Source organism: Pseudomonas sp. GV085 (assembly GCF_003050925.1).
Lineage (GTDB): Bacteria > Pseudomonadota > Gammaproteobacteria > Pseudomonadales > Pseudomonadaceae > Aquipseudomonas.
The window spans coordinates 41,106-57,840 of sequence record NZ_QAOV01000013.1; the positions used below are offsets into that span (position 1 = coordinate 41,106).

General features: G+C 59.5%; 13 protein-coding genes. 5 read left to right on the forward strand and 8 right to left on the reverse strand.

Features of this window, described 5'->3' with window-relative positions; translation table 11 throughout:
• The first annotated feature begins 5 nt into the window (after positions 1-5).
• From C8K63_RS23815 to cobA, 5 genes are all read left to right on the forward strand, one after another.
• Positions 6-1,676 carry a bifunctional protein-serine/threonine kinase/phosphatase gene (locus tag C8K63_RS23815; protein ID WP_108218909.1) on the forward strand — a complete coding sequence of 557 codons (1,671 nt, stop codon included), beginning with the start codon at positions 6-8 and terminating at the stop codon, positions 1,674-1,676.
• 399 nt (positions 1,677-2,075) lie between these two features.
• The gene (nirB, locus tag C8K63_RS23820) at positions 2,076-4,529 is read left to right on the forward strand and encodes a nitrite reductase large subunit NirB (protein ID WP_108219053.1); all 2,454 of its coding nucleotides are present in this window, start codon (positions 2,076-2,078) and stop codon (positions 4,527-4,529) included.
• A complete protein-coding gene (gene nirD, locus C8K63_RS23825) occupies positions 4,526-4,843 on the forward strand; it encodes a nitrite reductase small subunit NirD (RefSeq protein WP_108218910.1) in 318 nt (105 codons plus the stop codon). The genes nirB and nirD overlap by 4 nt, the downstream gene beginning before the upstream one ends.
• Complete coding sequence (locus C8K63_RS23830) at positions 4,843-7,560, forward strand: nitrate reductase (protein ID WP_108218911.1); 2,718 nt, start codon at positions 4,843-4,845, stop codon at positions 7,558-7,560. The genes nirD and C8K63_RS23830 overlap by 1 nt, the downstream gene beginning before the upstream one ends.
• Before the next feature lie 10 nt (positions 7,561-7,570).
• Positions 7,571-8,326, forward strand: a complete 756-nt coding sequence (gene cobA, locus C8K63_RS23835; protein ID WP_108218912.1) for a uroporphyrinogen-III C-methyltransferase — start codon at positions 7,571-7,573, stop codon at positions 8,324-8,326.
• A 172-nt stretch (positions 8,327-8,498) separates the two neighbouring features.
• Here cobA and C8K63_RS23840 read toward each other — a convergent pair whose 3' ends face one another.
• The 8 genes from C8K63_RS23840 to ppsA all read right to left on the reverse strand — a co-directional run bounded on the left by C8K63_RS23840 (position 8,499) and on the right by ppsA (position 16,668).
• The gene (locus tag C8K63_RS23840; protein WP_108218913.1) at positions 8,499-9,545 is read right to left on the reverse strand and encodes an OmpA family protein; all 1,047 of its coding nucleotides are present in this window, start codon (positions 9,543-9,545) and stop codon (positions 8,499-8,501) included.
• Between the two features lie 107 nt (positions 9,546-9,652).
• Positions 9,653-10,243 (reverse strand): RNA polymerase sigma factor SigX, encoded by a 591-nt coding sequence (gene sigX, locus C8K63_RS23845; RefSeq protein ID WP_081501652.1) that lies wholly within the window; start codon positions 10,241-10,243, stop codon positions 9,653-9,655.
• 90 nt (positions 10,244-10,333) lie between these two features.
• Positions 10,334-11,158 carry a mechanosensitive ion channel domain-containing protein gene (locus C8K63_RS23850; RefSeq protein ID WP_007996721.1) on the reverse strand — a complete coding sequence of 275 codons (825 nt, stop codon included), beginning with the start codon at positions 11,156-11,158 and terminating at the stop codon, positions 10,334-10,336.
• A gap of 2 nt (positions 11,159-11,160) precedes the next feature.
• Complete coding sequence (locus C8K63_RS23855) at positions 11,161-11,409, reverse strand: hypothetical protein (RefSeq protein WP_007996720.1); 249 nt, start codon at positions 11,407-11,409, stop codon at positions 11,161-11,163.
• 62 nt (positions 11,410-11,471) lie between these two features.
• Complete coding sequence (locus C8K63_RS23860) at positions 11,472-12,467, reverse strand: zinc transporter ZntB (RefSeq protein WP_108218914.1); 996 nt, start codon at positions 12,465-12,467, stop codon at positions 11,472-11,474.
• A gap of 26 nt (positions 12,468-12,493) precedes the next feature.
• A complete protein-coding gene (gene rraA / locus C8K63_RS23865; protein ID WP_177318800.1) occupies positions 12,494-12,982 on the reverse strand; it encodes a ribonuclease E activity regulator RraA in 489 nt (162 codons plus the stop codon).
• Positions 12,983-13,122: 140 nt separating this feature from the next.
• Positions 13,123-14,112: an alpha/beta fold hydrolase gene (locus tag C8K63_RS23870; protein ID WP_108218915.1), complete on the reverse strand. Its 990-nt coding sequence runs from the start codon at positions 14,110-14,112 to the stop codon at positions 13,123-13,125.
• A gap of 180 nt (positions 14,113-14,292) precedes the next feature.
• Entirely contained in the window at positions 14,293-16,668 is a 2,376-nt protein-coding gene (gene ppsA / locus C8K63_RS23880; RefSeq protein ID WP_108218917.1) for a phosphoenolpyruvate synthase, read from the reverse strand.
• Between the last annotated feature and the right edge of the window lie 67 nt (positions 16,669-16,735).

The window sequence follows — 16,735 nt, forward strand, 5'->3', positions numbered from 1 at the left end:
ACTGCATGAGCCTGCAACTGAGCTTCGCCGAACACAGTGCCATCGGCCCCCGCGAGGAGAACCAGGACGCTCTGCGCCTGGTCACTCCGGCCCCGGCGCTGGCGGCGAGCAAAGGTTACCTGTTCGCCATCGCTGACGGCGTCAGCCAATGTGCCGATGGCGGCCTCGCGGCCCGTTCGACCTTGCAGGCCCTGGCGCTGGACTACTACGCCACCCCGGAAACCTGGGGCGTCGCCCAGGCATTGGATCGCCTGCTGCTGGCGCAAAATCGCTGGTTGCAGGCTAACGGTGGTGGCCAACCGCTGCTGACCACAGTCAGTGCCTTGGTGATGCGCGGCCGGCGTTTTACCTTGGCTCACGTTGGCGATTGCCGGGTTTATCGCTGGCACGCCGACACGCTGCAACGGGTGAGCGAGGATCACGTCTGGGACCAGCCAGGCATGCAGCATGTGCTTAAGCGGGCCCTCGGGCTGGATCAACACTTGGTGCTGGACTTTCTCGATGGCGAACTTCGGCTGAACGAGAGTTTCGTGCTGCTCAGCGACGGCATCTGGGCCGTGCTGGGCGACACGGCCATTGCGGCGATTCTGCGGGATCAGCCTGATTTGGACAGTGCCGCGCAAACGCTGGTCAGCGCCGCGCACCTGGCCGGCAGCCAGGACAATGCCAGCGCCCTGCTGGTGCGGGTCGATGCCCTTGGCGAAACCAGCATTGGCGATGCACTGATTCATTTGCAGCAATGGCCACTCCCGCCTGCGCTGAAGCCGGGCCAGGCCTTCGAAGGCTGGCACGTGGAAGGGATCCTCGGCCAGAGCCAGCAATCGCTGCTGTATCGGGTGAGTGACGCGCAGCAACAACCCTGGTTGCTGAAAACCTTGCCCGGTGCGCTCCGTGACGATCACCAGGCCGGGCAGGCATTGTTATCGGAGGAATGGTTTCTCAAGCGTGTGGCCGGGCGGCATTTTCCTGAAGTCCATGCCTCCAGTCAGCGTCAGCATTTGTACTACGTGATGCGTGAATATACCGGGTCTACCCTGGCTGAGCTGCATGAGCGTGTCGCAACGCTGCCACTGGCTCAATGGCTGGACCTGGCCGAACGCCTGCTGCGGGCCGTCGGCATACTGCATCGACGGCAGATTCTGCATCGCGATATCAAACCGGAGAACCTGTTGCTGGGGGACGACGGCGAGTTGCGCCTGCTGGATTTCGGCCTCGCCTACTGCCCCGGGCTGTCCGAAGATCAAGCTTGCGCCCTGCCCGGAACGCCCAGCTATATCGCGCCGGAGGCTTTTCGAGGCGACCCTCCTACGCCACAACAGGATTTGTATGCAGTCGGCGTGACCTTGTATTACCTGCTGACCGGGCATTATCCCTACGGCGAAATCGAAGCGTTCCAGCGACCACGGTTTGGTGTGCCTGTCAGCGCCAGTCGCTACCGGCCCGACCTGCCGGAATGGATCGCGCAAAGCCTGGAGCGCGCGGTGGCTGCGGCTCCGGATCAGCGTTTCGAAACGGCGGAAGAATGGTTGTTGCTACTGGAACAGGGAGAACGTCGTAGTTTGAGCGTGCGCCCCAGACCGTTGCTGGAGCGCGAGCCGCTGAAAGTCTGGCGGACATTGGCGCTGGTATCGTTACTGGTGAATCTGGTGCTGCTGTTTTTGCTGTTTCATGGCTGAGTTTTTCATTACCCAAAAGATCAAAAGATCGCAGCCTGCGGCAGCTCCTACAGGTGCCCACGATCCCCTGTAGGAGCTGCCGCAGGCTGCGATCTTTTGATCTTTCTGCTTCAAAACCGGGCATCGCGCCTTGAACCGGTGCACGAAAACACCCTCCTCCCATGACGAGAGCCCATAAATCAGGCCCTTGCGAGAGTTGGCACAACCACTGCATTACCTCTCTCAACAGACATAAAGCGCGGGCTTCAACGACGAAGGCTGCACTTCCCGAGAGAACGGGACCAGGACAAAGGCGTCCTCGCTAGGCAACTAGCGGGACGCCTTTTTTTGTTTGCGCAAAATTATGTCGAGCATGGCCTGAACCCTGATGAGGCAGGCCTGAGCTCCCCGGAGAACCTGATGAAAAAACTAAAACTGGTGATGATCGGCAACGGCATGGCCGGGGTTCGTACCCTGGAAGAACTGCTCAAGCTGAGTAATGAACTGTACGACATCACGGTCTTCGGCGCCGAACCCCATACCAACTACAACCGCATCCTGCTGTCGCCCGTACTGGCCGGTGAACAGACGTTCGAAGAGATCGTGCTCAACGATCTGGACTGGTATCTGGAAAACAACATCAAGCTGCTGCTCAACCGCAAAGTGGTGGAGATCGATCGGGTCAAACGCCGGGTCATCGCCGAAGACGGCACCGAAGCCGAATACGATCGCCTGCTGATTGCCACCGGCTCGACCCCGTTCATCCTGCCAATCCCCGGCAATACCTTGCAGGGCGTGATCGGCTACCGCGACATTGCCGACACCCAGGCGATGATCGACACCGCCAAGACCCACAAGCACGCCGTGGTCATCGGCGGCGGCCTGCTGGGCCTTGAAGCCGCCAACGGCCTGATGCTGCGCGGCATGCACGTCACCGTGGTGCACATCGGCGAATGGCTGCTGGAACGGCAACTGGACAAAACCAGCGGCCAACTCCTGCAAACCGCCCTGGAAGCTCGTGGCCTGCACTTTCGCCTGTGCGAACAGACCCAGGCCCTGCACGACGCCGGCAACGGCCGGGTCGGCTCGGTGCAGTTCAAGAACGGCGACATCATCCCCGCCGACCTGGTGGTGATGGCCGCCGGCATTCGCCCCAACACCGAACTCGCGGAAAAATCCGGCATCCCTTGCAGCCGCGGGATTCTGGTCAACGACACGATGCAAACCTACGACCCCCGGGTCTACGCCATCGGCGAATGCGCCAGCCACCGCGGCATCGCCTATGGTTTGGTGGCGCCGCTGTTCGAACAGGCCAAAGTCTGCGCCAACCACCTCGCCCAACTGGGTTTTGCCACCTACAAGGGGTCGGTGACCTCGACCAAATTGAAGGTCACCGGTATCGACCTGTTCTCCGCCGGCGACTTCATGGGCGGTGAAGGCACCGAGACCATCACCCTCTCGGACCCGATTGGCGGGGTCTACAAAAAACTGGTGATCAAGGATGACGTGCTGGTCGGCGCCTGCCTGTATGGCGATACGGCAGACGGCGGCTGGTATTTCCGGCAGATCCGTGAAAATCACGTCATCGACGAGATCCGCGATCACTTGATGTTCGGTGAAAATGCGCTTGGCGACGTAGGACATCAGGGCCAGGACAAAGCCATGAGCATGGCCGACACGGCTGAAGTCTGCGGCTGCAACGGTGTGTGCAAAGGCACCATCGTCAAGGCTATTCAGGAACACGGGCTGTTCAGCGTCGACGAAGTGAAGAAACACACCAAGGCCGCCAGCTCCTGCGGCTCCTGCGCCGGCCTCGTCGAACAGATCCTGATCAACACCGTGGGTGGCGCCGCCGACGTCAAACCGAAAAGCGAAAAGGCAATCTGCGGCTGCAGCGACCTCAACCACGGGCAAATCCGTCAGGCCATCCGCGAGCAGCACTTGCTGACCATCGCCGGCACCATGAGCTACCTGAACTGGCGCACCCCCAATGGCTGCGCCACCTGCCGGCCGGCGCTCAACTACTATCTGATTTCCACCTGGCCGGGGGAAGCCAGGGACGACCCGCAATCGCGCCTGATCAACGAAAGGGCTCACGCCAACATTCAGAAAGACGGCACTTACTCTGTAGTCCCGCGGATGTGGGGCGGTGTGACCAATCCTTCGGAACTGCGGCGCATTGCCGATGTTGCCGACAAGTACAACGTGCCGATGGTCAAAGTCACCGGTGGTCAGCGCATCGACTTGCTAGGCATCCGCAAGCAAGACCTGCCGGGAGTATGGAAAGACCTGGACATGCCGTCCGGCCACGCCTACGGAAAATCCATCCGCACGGTGAAAACCTGCGTCGGCAGCGAGTTCTGCCGCTTTGGCACCCAAAACTCAACACAGCTGGGTATCGAACTGGAACATGACCTGTTCAACATGTGGTCACCGCACAAGGTGAAACTGGCTGTCTCCGGTTGCCCGCGCAACTGCTCGGAAGCCGGCATCAAGGATGTGGGAATCATCGGCGTGGACTCCGGCTGGGAGATGTACATCGGTGGCAACGGCGGGATCAAGACCGAAGTCGCGGAATTCTTCGTCAAACTGAAAACCGCCGAAGAAGTCCGCGAATACAACGGTGCATTCCTGCAGCTCTATCGCGAAGAAGCCTTTTACCTCGAACGCACCGTGCACTACCTGCAACGGGTCGGCATGGACCACATCAAGAAAGCCGTGCTCGAGGACCCGGAGCGGCGCAAGGCGCTCAACGATCGCCTGCAATTCTCCCTGTCGTTCGAGCAGGACCCGTGGAAAGAGCGCCTGGAACAGCCACAACTGAAGAAAGAATTCGACGTCATCCCCGTGAAAAACCTGGAGGTGCTGGCATGAACTGGCTGGATATCTGCGCACTGGAAGAGATCAATGCCCTGGGCTCGCGGATCGTCGCCGGCCCCAAGGGCGACATCGCGATTTTTCGTACCAGCGACGACGAAGTGTTCGCCCTCGACGACCGTTGCCCACACAAGGGTGGGCCGCTGTCCCAAGGTCTGATCTACGGCAAGCGGGTGGCCTGCCCGTTGCACAACTGGCAAATCGACCTGGAAAGCGGCGAAGCCCTGGCCCCGGACATCGGCTGTGCCCATCACCATCCGGCTCGGGTGGAAAATGGCCGGGTGATGCTAGCCCTGCGGGATGCAGGCTGATGGACCGCCAGATCACTGCGTCCACCTGCTGTTACTGTGGGGTCGGCTGCGGGGTGCTGATCGAGCACGACGGTTCACGCATCCTCGGCGTCAGCGGCGATCCGGCGCACCCGGCCAATTTCGGCAAACTGTGCAGCAAGGGCTCGACCCTGCACCTGACCGGCGACGAGACCGCGCGGGCGCTGTTCCCCGAACTGCGCCTCGGTAAAGGCCTGGCCCGCCACCGCACCGACTGGGATACCGCCCTCGATCACGCCGCCAGCGTATTTGCCGCGACCATTGCCGAACATGGCCCGGACAGCGTGGCGTTTTACATTTCAGGGCAACTGTTGACCGAGGACTACTACGCCTTCAACAAGCTGGCACGTGCCCTGGTGGGTACCAACAACATCGACAGCAATTCGCGGCTGTGCATGTCCTCGGCGGTAGTCGGCTACAAGCGCAGCCTGGGTGCCGACGCGCCACCTTGCAGCTACGAAGACCTGGAGCTGAGCGATTGCGTAATGATCGCCGGCAGCAACATGGCCTACGCCCATCCGGTACTGTTTCGTCGGCTGGAAGAAGCAAAATCCCGCCGGCCGCAGATGAAGGTCATCGTCATTGACCCACGTCGTACAGACACCTGCGATCTGGCTGACCTGCACCTGCCGATCTTGCCGGGCACCGATGTCGCCTTATTCCATGGGATTTTGCATTTGCTGCTGTGGGAAGACTGGATCGATCGTGACTTCATCAAAGACCACACCGAAGGTCTGGCTGAGCTGAAAAGCCTGGTACGTGACTACACCCCGCAAATGGTTTCGCAGCTCTGCGGAATCAGCATCGAGCAATTGCAGCAATGTGCCGAGTGGATCGGCACATCTCCAAGCTTTCTGTCGCTGTGGTGCATGGGGTTGAACCAGTCCACTGCCGGCAGCGCGAAAAACAGTGCACTGATCAATCTGCACCTTGCCACCGGGCAGATCGGTCGCCCCGGTGCCGGACCTTTCTCCCTCACCGGTCAGCCAAATGCCATGGGCGGGCGGGAAACCGGCAGTTTGTCCAACCTGCTGCCCGGCCATCGTGATGCCGCCAATGCGCAACACCGTGAGCAAGTGGCGTCCTATTGGGGCGTCGAGCAACTGCCGGAAAATCCCGGGCTCTCGGCGATCGAGCTGTTCGAGCAAGTGCGCAGCGGCAAGATCAAGGCGTTGTGGATCGCTTGCACCAACCCCGCGCAATCCATGCCGGACCAGACGGCCGTGCGCGCCGCCTTGCAAGCCTGCCCGTTCGTGGTGTTACAGGAAGCCTTTCGCACCACTGAAACCGCGAAGTTTGCCGACCTCCTGCTGCCCGCGGCCAGTTGGGGAGAAAAGGAAGGCAGCGTGACCAATTCCGAACGGCGCATTTCCCACGTACGCCAGGCAATCGTCGCACCGGGTGAGGCACGGCCGGACTGGGCAATTACGGTAGATTTCGCACAACGCCTGGAGAAATACCTGCGCCCCGGCCAAAACGGCCTGTTTGCATTTGATAACCCCGCTCAGGTCTTTGATGAATACAAACACCTGACTCACGGTCGCGATCTGGATCTGTCCGGTATCAGCCATGCACTGATCGATCGTCTCGGTCCGCAGCAGTGGCCCTTCCCTGCGGGTGCCGTCGAAGGCACGGCACGGCTCTACGTCGACGGGATATTTGCCACTGCCAATGGACGCGCACAGTTCGTGGCCGATCCGTACCGCGCCGCCAAAGAGCAACGCGATGCACGCTTCCCCCTGACCCTGATCACCGGCCGCTTGCGCGATCAATGGCATGGCATGAGCCGCACCGGCACCGCCGCGCAGCTGTTCGGCCATGTCGGCGAAGCGCAGGTAAGCCTGCACCCTGACGAACTGCGCCGCCATCGCTTGCAGCCTGGGGATCTGGTCAGCCTGAAAAGCCGGCGCGGCGCAGTCATCGTCGCAGTCGCCAGCGATGACAGCGTGCGTCCTGGCCAGGCCTTTTTGCCCATGCACTGGGGCGACCGTTTTCTCAAGGGCGGGGTGAACAGCCTGACCTTGTCCGCGTTCGATCCTTTGTCGAAACAGCCCGAACTCAAGCACAGCGGCGTACGCCTGGAGCCGGTGGACTTGCCCTGGAAACTGTTCGCACTGATCGAGGGTGATGTTCAACGGCATTTTGAGGCGCTACGACCGCTCTGTGAGGCGTTTTCCTACGTCAGCTTCAGCCTTGTTGGTCGTGAACGCCCTGCTCTGCTTGTACGGACTGCCAATACTTCAGCGCCTTCGGCAGAGTTGCTCAGCGAAATCGATCAAAGCCTGGCACTCAATGACGGCCCGGTGCTGGCTTACGACGACCCTCGACGGGCCATTGGCAAGCGGGTGCGAATCGAAAATGGTCGGATCACCGCCATTCGATTGGCCGGTGAAACCCTCGCCCAGCACTGGTTGCAGGGGCTGTGGCTCGAAGGTCGCGCAGACGAGCAACTGCGGCGCTGGTTGTTGGCGCCGCTGAGCGCACCACCGGGCAATCTCGACGCGCCCGTCAACGCGAACAAGATCCTGTGCAATTGCAAGAACGTCGGCCAGAACGCGATCTGCGCCGGCATCGACCGTGGCCTGGACTTGCAGGAACTCAAGCAAGAACTGGGTTGCGGCACGCAATGCGGGTCCTGTGTTCCGGAAATCAAACGCCTGCTGGCTGCCAAGGCGCGGCCAGTCACCGTTATCTCGTGAGGAAAACACTATGAGTGCAAAAGTCTGGCTGGTGGGTGCAGGCCCGGGGGATCCGGAGTTGCTCACATTGAAAGCGGTACGTGCCTTGCGCGAGGCTGATGTGGTGCTGATCGATGACCTGGTCAATGTCGCGGTACTCGAGCACTGCCCTCGGGCGCGGATCATCCCGGTGGGCAAGCGCGGCGGCTGCCGCTCCACTCCGCAAGCATTTATCCATCGCCTGATGCATCGTTATGCCCGGCAGGGTAAATGCGTGGCGCGGCTAAAGGGCGGCGATCCGTGCATTTTCGGCCGGGGTGGTGAAGAAGCGCAGTGGTTGCGTGAGCGCGGGGTCGAAGTCGAGTTGGTCAACGGCATCACGGCGGGCCTTGCCGGCGCGACCCAATGCGATATTCCGCTGACGCTAAGGGGCGTTGCACGTGGCGTGACACTGGTCACGGCGCACACTCAGGATGACAGCAGCCTGAACTGGCAGGCCCTGGCTCAAGGGGGCACCACGCTGGTGATCTACATGGGGGTGGCGAAGCTTAGTGAAATTCGCGAGCAACTGCTGGCCGGCGGAATGGCTCCCGCTACGCCTGTGGCAATGATCGAAAATGCTTCCCTGCCGCACCAACGGGAATGTCGGAGCGACCTGACAACCATGGAAGAAGATGCCTGCGACTTCCAGCTCAAAAGCCCGGCAATCCTCGTGATCGGTGCTGTAGCGACCTGTGATGAGATCAAAAGATCGCAGACTGCATTGGCTGGGTGTTCATCCTTGTAGGGATTAAAAGATCGCGGCCTGCGGCAGCTACTACAGGGATGAACGTCGAACCACTGTAGGAGCTGCCGCAGGCTGCGATCTTTCGGAGCAGCGCCAAACCCTCGCTGAAACCCAAATCGCAGACAAAGAAAAGCCCGGCCTAAGCCGGGCTTTTCTCAGAGCTGCGAGCTAATTACTTAGCTTGAGCTTCAACCTTCGCTTCTACGCGACGGTTTACAGCGCGGCCAGCTTCAGTGGCGTTGTCAGCAACCGGGCGGGATTCGCCGTAGCCAACGGACTGAATGCGGGACGACTCAACACCGTACTGGTTGGTCAGAACTTGCTTAACGGCGCTTGCACGACGCTCGGACAGTTTCTGGTTGTAAGCGTCAGGACCGACGTTGTCGGTGTGACCTTCAACAGTAGTGGTGGTGGACGGGTACTGCTTCATGAAGTCAGCCAGGTTCTTGATGTCGCCGTAGCTGTTTGGCTTGACTGCCGACTTGTTGAAGTCGAACTTCACGTCCAGCTCTACACGAACGACTTCAGCAACAGCTGGGCAGCCATCAGCGTCAACAGTAACGTTGGCTGGGGTGTCCGGGCACTTGTCAACGTTGTCGCAAACGCCATCGTTGTCGCTGTCGGAGCAGACTTCTGGAGCTGGAACCGGAGCAGCAGCAGGCTTGTTGCCGCCGCCGAAGTTAACACCCAGACCTACGGACGGGATGTAGTCCCAACGGCCGTTGTCCAGCTTGTAGTCAGCTTCTACGCCAGCACGAGCGTAAACGTTTTCAACGAAGTAGTACTTAACGCCAGCGCCAGCGGTCAGGAAAGTCGACTGGTCACGACCGGTGTGGCCGTCAGCGGCTACGTTGGTCAGGCTGCCGTGCTTGACACCACCTTGAACGTAAGGACGCAGAGCGTCGCCAGCGTTGTTGAAGTGGTACTGGGCGTTCAGACCGAACTGGTCGCCTTCGATTTTCTGGTTGCCGGTGTTGTTGTTCGAACGGGTGTAGTCATCGTTGTTGTAGGTGAAGTTCAACGATACGTCGTCGGTCAAGAAGTAACCGATGGAGGCGCCAGGAGTGTAGCCGTCTTCAACGTTGTTAACGCTGTCGTTGTACTTCTTCCCGTAGTTGAGCTCGCCTTCAACTGCGCCTTGGCCTTGTGCCAGTGCGCCGAACGAAGTAGCGGCAATAAGAGTACCAATGGCCAAGCCCAAGGTGTTTTTCAGTTTCATCCGTTAAATCCCCATCTGGTGATTGTGAAGCAGTCCCGCAAACCGGGGGACAACTCGGCGGCAAGTCTAACAGAACTTGCCTACGCGTAAGAGATATTTGCGCTGAACTAAGTTTCAGCAATGCCTGCAAATTTCTCACGCAATTTATCTAGAGCGCGCTTGTACCGCATTTTTGTTGCACTCAAACCCATGTGCATGATGTCTGCGATCTCCTGAAACTCCAGCTCTGCGACAAAACGTAGCACCAGAATTTCGCGGTCAATCGGGTTCACATACACCAACCAGCGATCAAGTCCGCCCTTTTCCTCAGGTTTCGGCGCCTTTTCTTCGGACGCTTCCTCGAGGGGATCAAGACTCAATGCGTCCATCAAGCGACGCTTTCGCCGTTCCTTTCGATATTGTGTGATGCACTCGTTGTACGTGATGCTATATAGCCATGTCTTGAACTTCGATTTACCTTCGAAGTTCTTCAGGCCATACAGCACCTTCAACATGACCTCCTGACAGACATCGTCTGCGTCGCGATCGTTCCCGAGATATCGTGCGCATACGTTAAATAATGTTCGTTGGTAACGCCGCATCAGTTCTTCATAGGCGCGTGTTACGTGAAACAGTTCGGTATGCGAGCGCGCGACCAACTCCTCATCAGAGAGCTCGCGGGGGTCGTAGCGCATGGATAACGATTGGGTTTTATTCAAAACAAGTCGGGCCGACAGTCAGGTCAATGTCCGCCGCAGCCAGCATCAGCAGGCATTTTGCGGCGGCATACATTAGCAGAGTTTGCCGGGTTAGCGGCTACTCACATGCTGCTCAAGGAGAATCCGATTGGAAAGAGAGACTAGCTCACCCTCATCGGTCAGCAATGTGGTTTTAACCGTGCCGATCTCCTCGATCTGGCCTTCGACCTCGCCAACACGCACTTGTTGCCCAACCTGGTACAGCTCACGCACGTAGATTCCCGCAAGAATCTGGCCGGCTATTTCCCGGCTTCCCAACCCCATGGCCAGCGCTACCGCCAGACCAACGGTTATCAACACGATCACGATCACATGGTTCAGCAGGTCAGTCTTGACCTCCAGCTGGCTGATCGCAACCGAAATACTGATGATGATCACCAGGCCCTGGGCAATTCGACCAAGCCCTGAAGCATAGTCCAGGCCCACGCCTTCTGCCGCTCCACGCACCAGCCCGTTGGCCAGTTGCGCCAGCAAAACACCTACCAGTAACACCAGCGCCGCGCCGAAAACCTTCGGCAGATACAACGCAAGCATATCCAGCGTAGCTGAAACCCGCTCAAGTCCGAGGGATTCTGCGGCGGAAACCAGAAAAATAAGCAGAATGAACCAATAGACGATCTTGCCGATCAGGGTCGAGATAGGAACTTGCAATCCAGCGCGGGACAGCAGCTTGGTCAGGCCTGTGCCGCCCATCAAGCGGTCAAGGCCCAGCTTGGCAAGCAACTTGGAGAGCAGGGTGTCCAGCAGTTTGGCCACGACAAAACCCAACAGCAGCACAACCAGTGCGCCGAACAGGTTCGGAATGAAGTTCGCAACCTTGGTCCACAACGCAGTCATTGCAGTGACGAGGCTCTGAGTCCAGAGATCAAGTTCCATATTCAATCAGCCTTATCAGCAGTGCGGGCAGCAGGTTTACGAAGACGGGATACCGGCGCGACATGGGCCGATCCGTTATTCAGGGCGATCATCAGTGCGGGCAACCAGCGCCCCAGCAGGCTGAACAGATCACCGGCGCCGACCTGGCGGTTGGCGGTTTTCAGTACACGGCCAAGGCATGCATCGTCGTCCCGGGTGGACGGTGAGGCCTTGAGCATGTCGCGTAAAGACTGTTCAAACGGATCGTGCATACGCACCTCTCGTGATGTCTGTGGGAGACGCGGTCAGTTTTGGTCGGGTCACATGGTTTCCTTCAGACCCAGCGCAAACGTCGGAATAACCACCACTGCCCCAGCGCCACCGAGACCATCATCAGGCAGGCGATCAGAAAGCCATAAGGGCTGGCAGAGAACGGGATTCCACCGACGTTGATCCCCAAAAGCCCGGTCAGAAAACTCATGGGCAAAAAGATCCCGGTGATGATGCCAAAGCGATACATCGTGCGGTTCATGCGCACGCTCAACCGGCGATCTTCCGCTTCCAGGACCAGCCCCACCCGCTCCCGGGTCAATTCCAGCTCTTCGAGGTAGCGGGTCAGGCTATTGTTCAATTCGTTCCAGTAATCACCATCGTCCTCGACGAACCAGGGCAATTTGATCCGCGTCAACTGCCCGAAAATATCCCGCTGCGGAGCAAGAAAGCGCTTCAACGCAGCCGCCCTTCGACGAATCTGCAAAACCGATCCGTGCTCAGGAGTATACCGTTCGTCGGCATCCAGTTTTTCTTCTTCCTCATCGACCACTTCCGAGAGACAGCTGACCAGATCCTGCACCTTGTTGGTGAGGTATTGCGCCATGCAAAGGATGAGTTCGGAGGCAGTTTTCGGCCCCTTGCCTTCGGACAGTTGCACCAGCAACTCGTCAGTGGCACGCAACGGACGCAAACGCAGGGAAATGACACGCTGGGCAGAGCCGAAGATCCGCACCGACACCATGTCTTCGGGCTCGGCACCGGGGTTCAGATTGACCCCGCGCAAAAATAGCAGCAGTTCGCTGTCTGAAAGCTGTACAAGTCGCGGACGAGTGTTTTCTTCGAGCAACAAGTCACAGCTGAATTCGCTCAGACCGCTGGATTTGCGCAACCAGGTCCGGGTTTGCGGATGACTGCGATCCCAGTGCAGCCACAGGCTTTCATGGGCCTGCAGCTGCAAGTCATCGAGTTCAGTCCGGGCAATCGAACGCGCGCCGCCTCTACCGTCCAGCACCAGGGCATGCACCAGCCCCCATTGCGCGTTTTCTTCCTCGAACATCCGCACTCCTTTGGTCGACCAGCGCTTTATTCAGGCATTTTCAGCGGGCTTGGCGAGATGATCACGCCGTTGTTGTCCGCATAGATGTAATGACCCGGGTGGAAGGTCACGCCGGCGAAGGTCACGGCAACGTTGAGATCGCCGAGCCCGCGCCTGTCGGATTTCCTCGGGTGGCTGGCGAGGGCCTGAACGCCCAGATCGGTCTGTGCGATGATATCGACGTCACGGATGCAACCGTAGATCACCAGCCCTTCCCAACCGTTTTTCGCGGCTTTCTCGGCCAGCATGTCACCCAGCAACGCATGACGCAGGGAACCGCCACCGTCTACCACCAGCACTTTGCCATCCCCCTTGAGCTCGACTTGCTCCTTGACCCGCGAGTTGTCTTCGAAGCACTTGATGGTCACGATTTCGCCGCCGAACGAATCACGTCCGCCGAAATTGCTGAACATCGGTTCCAGCACCTGCACCAGTTCCGGATAGGCGTCGCACAGGTCAGGCGTGAGGTAATGGATCATCGAGAAACTCCTGAAAAGAGGAAGACAGCACGAACATCGGTGATGACTCAGTCACGCAAAGTGACCGGAACAGCTCAATGCGTCATATCTTAGCCGCAAGCCGATCAGAGCGAAATGCCCTTGTTAGAGCGTCAGGCTCAGATTGCCGCGGCCAAATCCTGTTGTGCTCCCGGCAAAGGTGTCTGCTGATCAGCCAGCCAACGAGTCACCAATGGCCAGACTTCAGCCTGGGCTGCCTTGCTGACGAGCATTTCCACGTGACCGAAATTGTCGCCGAAGCCCTGCTCACGCCCCAGATTGATGAATTGCTTGTGCTGCGAACCGACCTGATCGAACAACTTGCGACACGCCCAGGCCGGGTCCTGATGATCACCCGCGGCACTGACCGCCAGTACGGGCAACTTGACCTCGGCCAGGCCTGCCCACCAGTCCTTGTCGGCATCGCCGAAGCGCCCGAACAAGCCAAACCAGCGCATGCTTTCCAGGGCCAGGCCGATGGGCTCGTCCTCCGGGCCGCGCTTGAGGCGTGAACCGGACAATTGAGCAAAACGCTTGAGAATGAAGCGACCGCTCCACTCCACCGGTGGAATCTTCAATGGCCAGTAAGTGCGACTCACCTGGGTGCCGAAAAACGCCGCGGAAGCCACCACCGGCTCACCGATGTACTCGCCGCCCAGCGCTGCGGCCAGTGTAGTACCGCCCAGTGAGTGACCGATCCAGTGCGGCACCTGCCCGCTCTGTTCACGGACAAATGCACCGATGGCCGGCAGGTCATAGCGTGCGTAGTCGGCAACACGATTCTTGCGGTAATCGTGGTTACGCTGGGACAAGCCGTGACCGCGCATTTCCGGAATCCAGACGTCGAACCCCAGGCGAGCCAGGTAAGCGCCAAGCCCGATGCCTTTGGGGGAAAACCAGAACCGGCGATTGGAAAAGCTGCCGTGCAGCAGGATTACCGGCACGCCACGGGAGGACGACTCATCGGCCATGCCAAGACGCGTCACAGCCAGTTCGACGGTGAAGTCGGGGCTGTTACCGGGTTTCAAACGATAGACATCTTCGCTCAGATCACCGCGCCGTTCGGCGCTGATCAGAGCGACAGGAAATAGGTTGCTGCTGCTTTGCATAATCTCTTGCACAAAAAAGGGCGGCATCCAGATGGAGCCCGCCCTGCTTGAATCTTAAAGGCACCGCCCCGTGTGGGAGCGAGCCTGCTCGCGATGGACTCCAGAACAACGCGTTTATCCAGAAAACACGCGTTATCGTTTACGACCATCGCGAGCAGGCTCGCTCCCACAGAGAGCGGATCAAGCCGAAGCTTGACCTTCCGCCAGGAAGAACCAGGTTTCCAGTACGGAGTCCGGGTTCAACGAAACACTTTCAATGCCCTGCTCCATCAGCCACTTGGCCAGGTCCGGGTGGTCCGAAGGGCCCTGACCGCAGATGCCGATGTATTTGCCGGCCTTGTTGCACGCGGCAATGGCATTGGCCAACAGCTTCTTGACTGCCGGATTACGCTCGTCGAACAGGTGGGCGATGATGCCGGAGTCACGGTCCAGGCCCAGGGTCAGCTGGGTCAGGTCGTTGGAGCCGATGGAGAAACCGTCGAAGAACTCGAGGAATTCTTCCGCCAGGATCGCGTTGGACGGCAGTTCGCACATCATGATCACGCGCAGGCCGTTCTGACCACGAGCCAGACCGTTTTCTGCCAGCAGATCGACCACCTGGCTCGCTTCGCCCAGGGTACGGACGAACGGCACCATGATTTCGACGTTGGTCAGGCCCATCTCGTTGCGCACACGCTTCAGAGCGCGGCACTCGAGTTCGAAGCAGTCACGGAACGATTCGCTGATGTAGCGCGACGCACCGCGGAAGCCCAGCATCGGGTTCTCTTCTTCCGGCTCGTACAGCTTGCCGCCGATCAGGTTGGCGTATTCGTTGGACTTGAAGTCCGACAGACGCACGATGACCTTTTTCGGCCAGAACGCAGCGGCCAGGGTGCTGATGCCTTCAACCAGCTTCTCGACGTAGAAGCCGACCGGATCGTCGTAACCGGCGATGCGCTTGTCGACGCTTTCCTTGATGTCCTGCGGCAGGCCGTCGTAGTTCAGCAGTGCCTTGGGGTGCACGCCGATCATGCGGTTGATGATGAACTCCAGACGGGCCAGGCCCACACCGGCGTTCGGCAGTTGCGCGAAGTCGAAGGCGCGGTCCGGGTTGCCGACGTTCATCATGATCTTGAACGGCAGCTCAGGCATGGCGTCCACGGAGTTCTTCTTGATGTCGAAGCCCAGTTCGCCTTCGAAGATGAAACCGGTGTCGCCTTCAGCACAGGAAACGGTCACGCCCTGGCCGTCTTTCAACAGCTGGGTGGCGTTGCCGCAACCTACTACTGCCGGGATACCCAGCTCACGGGCAATGATCGCCGCGTGGCAAGTACGGCCACCACGGTTGGTGACGATCGCGCTGGCGCGCTTCATGACCGGTTCCCAGTCCGGGTCGGTCATGTCGGAAACCAGTACATCGCCTGGCTGGACCTTGTCCATCTCGGACACGTCCTTGATGATGCGGACCTTGCCGGCGCCGATGCGCTGGCCGATGGCGCGGCCTTCCACCAGCACAGTGCCGGTTTCTTTCAACAGGTAACGTTCCATGACGTTGGCCTGGGTGCGGCTCTTCACGGTCTCCGGACGGGCCTGCACGATGTACAGCTTGCCGTCGTCACCGTCCTTGGCCCACTCGATGTCCATCGGGCACTTGTAGTGCTTCTCGATGATCATCGCCTGCTTGGCCAGCTCGCTGACTTCGGCGTCGGTCAGGCAGAAACGTGCGCGATCGGCCTTGTCCACGTCGACGGTCTTGACCGAACGACCGGCCTTGGCTTCGTCGCCGTAGATCATCTTGATGGCCTTGCTGCCCAGGTTGCGGCGCAGGATGGCCGGACGACCGGCAGCCAGCGTACCCTTGTGGACGTAGAACTCATCCGGGTTCACCGCGCCCTGTACGACGGTTTCACCCAGGCCGTAGGCGCCGGTGATGAATACCACGTCACGGAAGCCCGATTCGGTATCGAGGGTGAACATCACGCCGGCGGTACCGGTTTCGGAACGGACCATGCGCTGCACGCCAGCGGACAGGGCAACCAGCTTGTGGTCGAAGCCCTGGTGCACGCGATAGGAAATGGCGCGGTCGTTGAACAGCGAGGCGAACACCTCTTTGGCGGCGCGAATGACGTTTTCGACACCACGGATGTTCAGGAAGGTTTCCTGCTGGCCGGCGAAGGAAGCGTCCGGCAGGTCTTCGGCGGTGGCGGAAGAACGCACGGCCACGGCCATGTCAGGGTTGCCGGCGGACAGCGTGGCGAACGCGGTGCGGATTTCGGCATTCAGCTTTTCAGGAAACTCGGCTTCCATGATCCACTGGCGGATCTGGGCACCGGTCTTGGCCAGGGCATTCACGTCATCGACGTCCAGGGCATCGAGGGCGTCATGAATCTGCTGGTTCAGGCCGCTCAACTCCAGGAAATCACGATAAGCCTGAGCGGTCGTGGCGAAGCCACCGGGCACCGATACACCAGCGCCTGCCAGATTGCTGATCATCTCGCCGAGGGATGCGTTCTTGCCCCCCACATGCTCTACATCATGGACGCCGAGCTTATCGAGGGAAACTACGTACTCTACCAAGGTGATCTCTCCACTAACTGTGTTGGAAAAGCTCAAAACCGGCTGCTCGGGGGAGCGTTTGCCGGCC

Excerpts from the sequence above, each read along its gene's own strand:
- C8K63_RS23815 (WP_108218909.1), top strand. The coding sequence starts at position 6 with ATGAGCCTGCAACTGAGCTTCGCCGAACACAGTGCCATCGGCCCCCGC.
- nirB (WP_108219053.1), top strand. The coding sequence starts at position 2,076 with ATGAAAAAACTAAAACTGGTGATGATCGGCAACGGCATGGCCGGGGTT.
- nirD (WP_108218910.1), top strand. The coding sequence starts at position 4,526 with ATGAACTGGCTGGATATCTGCGCACTGGAAGAGATCAATGCCCTGGGC.
- C8K63_RS23830 (WP_108218911.1), top strand. The coding sequence starts at position 4,843 with ATGGACCGCCAGATCACTGCGTCCACCTGCTGTTACTGTGGGGTCGGC.
- cobA (WP_108218912.1), top strand. The coding sequence starts at position 7,571 with ATGAGTGCAAAAGTCTGGCTGGTGGGTGCAGGCCCGGGGGATCCGGAG.
- C8K63_RS23840 (WP_108218913.1), bottom strand. The coding sequence starts at position 9,545 with ATGAAACTGAAAAACACCTTGGGCTTGGCCATTGGTACTCTTATTGCC.
- C8K63_RS23850 (WP_007996721.1), bottom strand. The coding sequence starts at position 11,158 with ATGGAACTTGATCTCTGGACTCAGAGCCTCGTCACTGCAATGACTGCG.
- C8K63_RS23855 (WP_007996720.1), bottom strand. The coding sequence starts at position 11,409 with ATGCACGATCCGTTTGAACAGTCTTTACGCGACATGCTCAAGGCCTCA.
- C8K63_RS23860 (WP_108218914.1), bottom strand. The coding sequence starts at position 12,467 with ATGTTCGAGGAAGAAAACGCGCAATGGGGGCTGGTGCATGCCCTGGTG.
- C8K63_RS23870 (WP_108218915.1), bottom strand. The coding sequence starts at position 14,112 with ATGCAAAGCAGCAGCAACCTATTTCCTGTCGCTCTGATCAGCGCCGAA.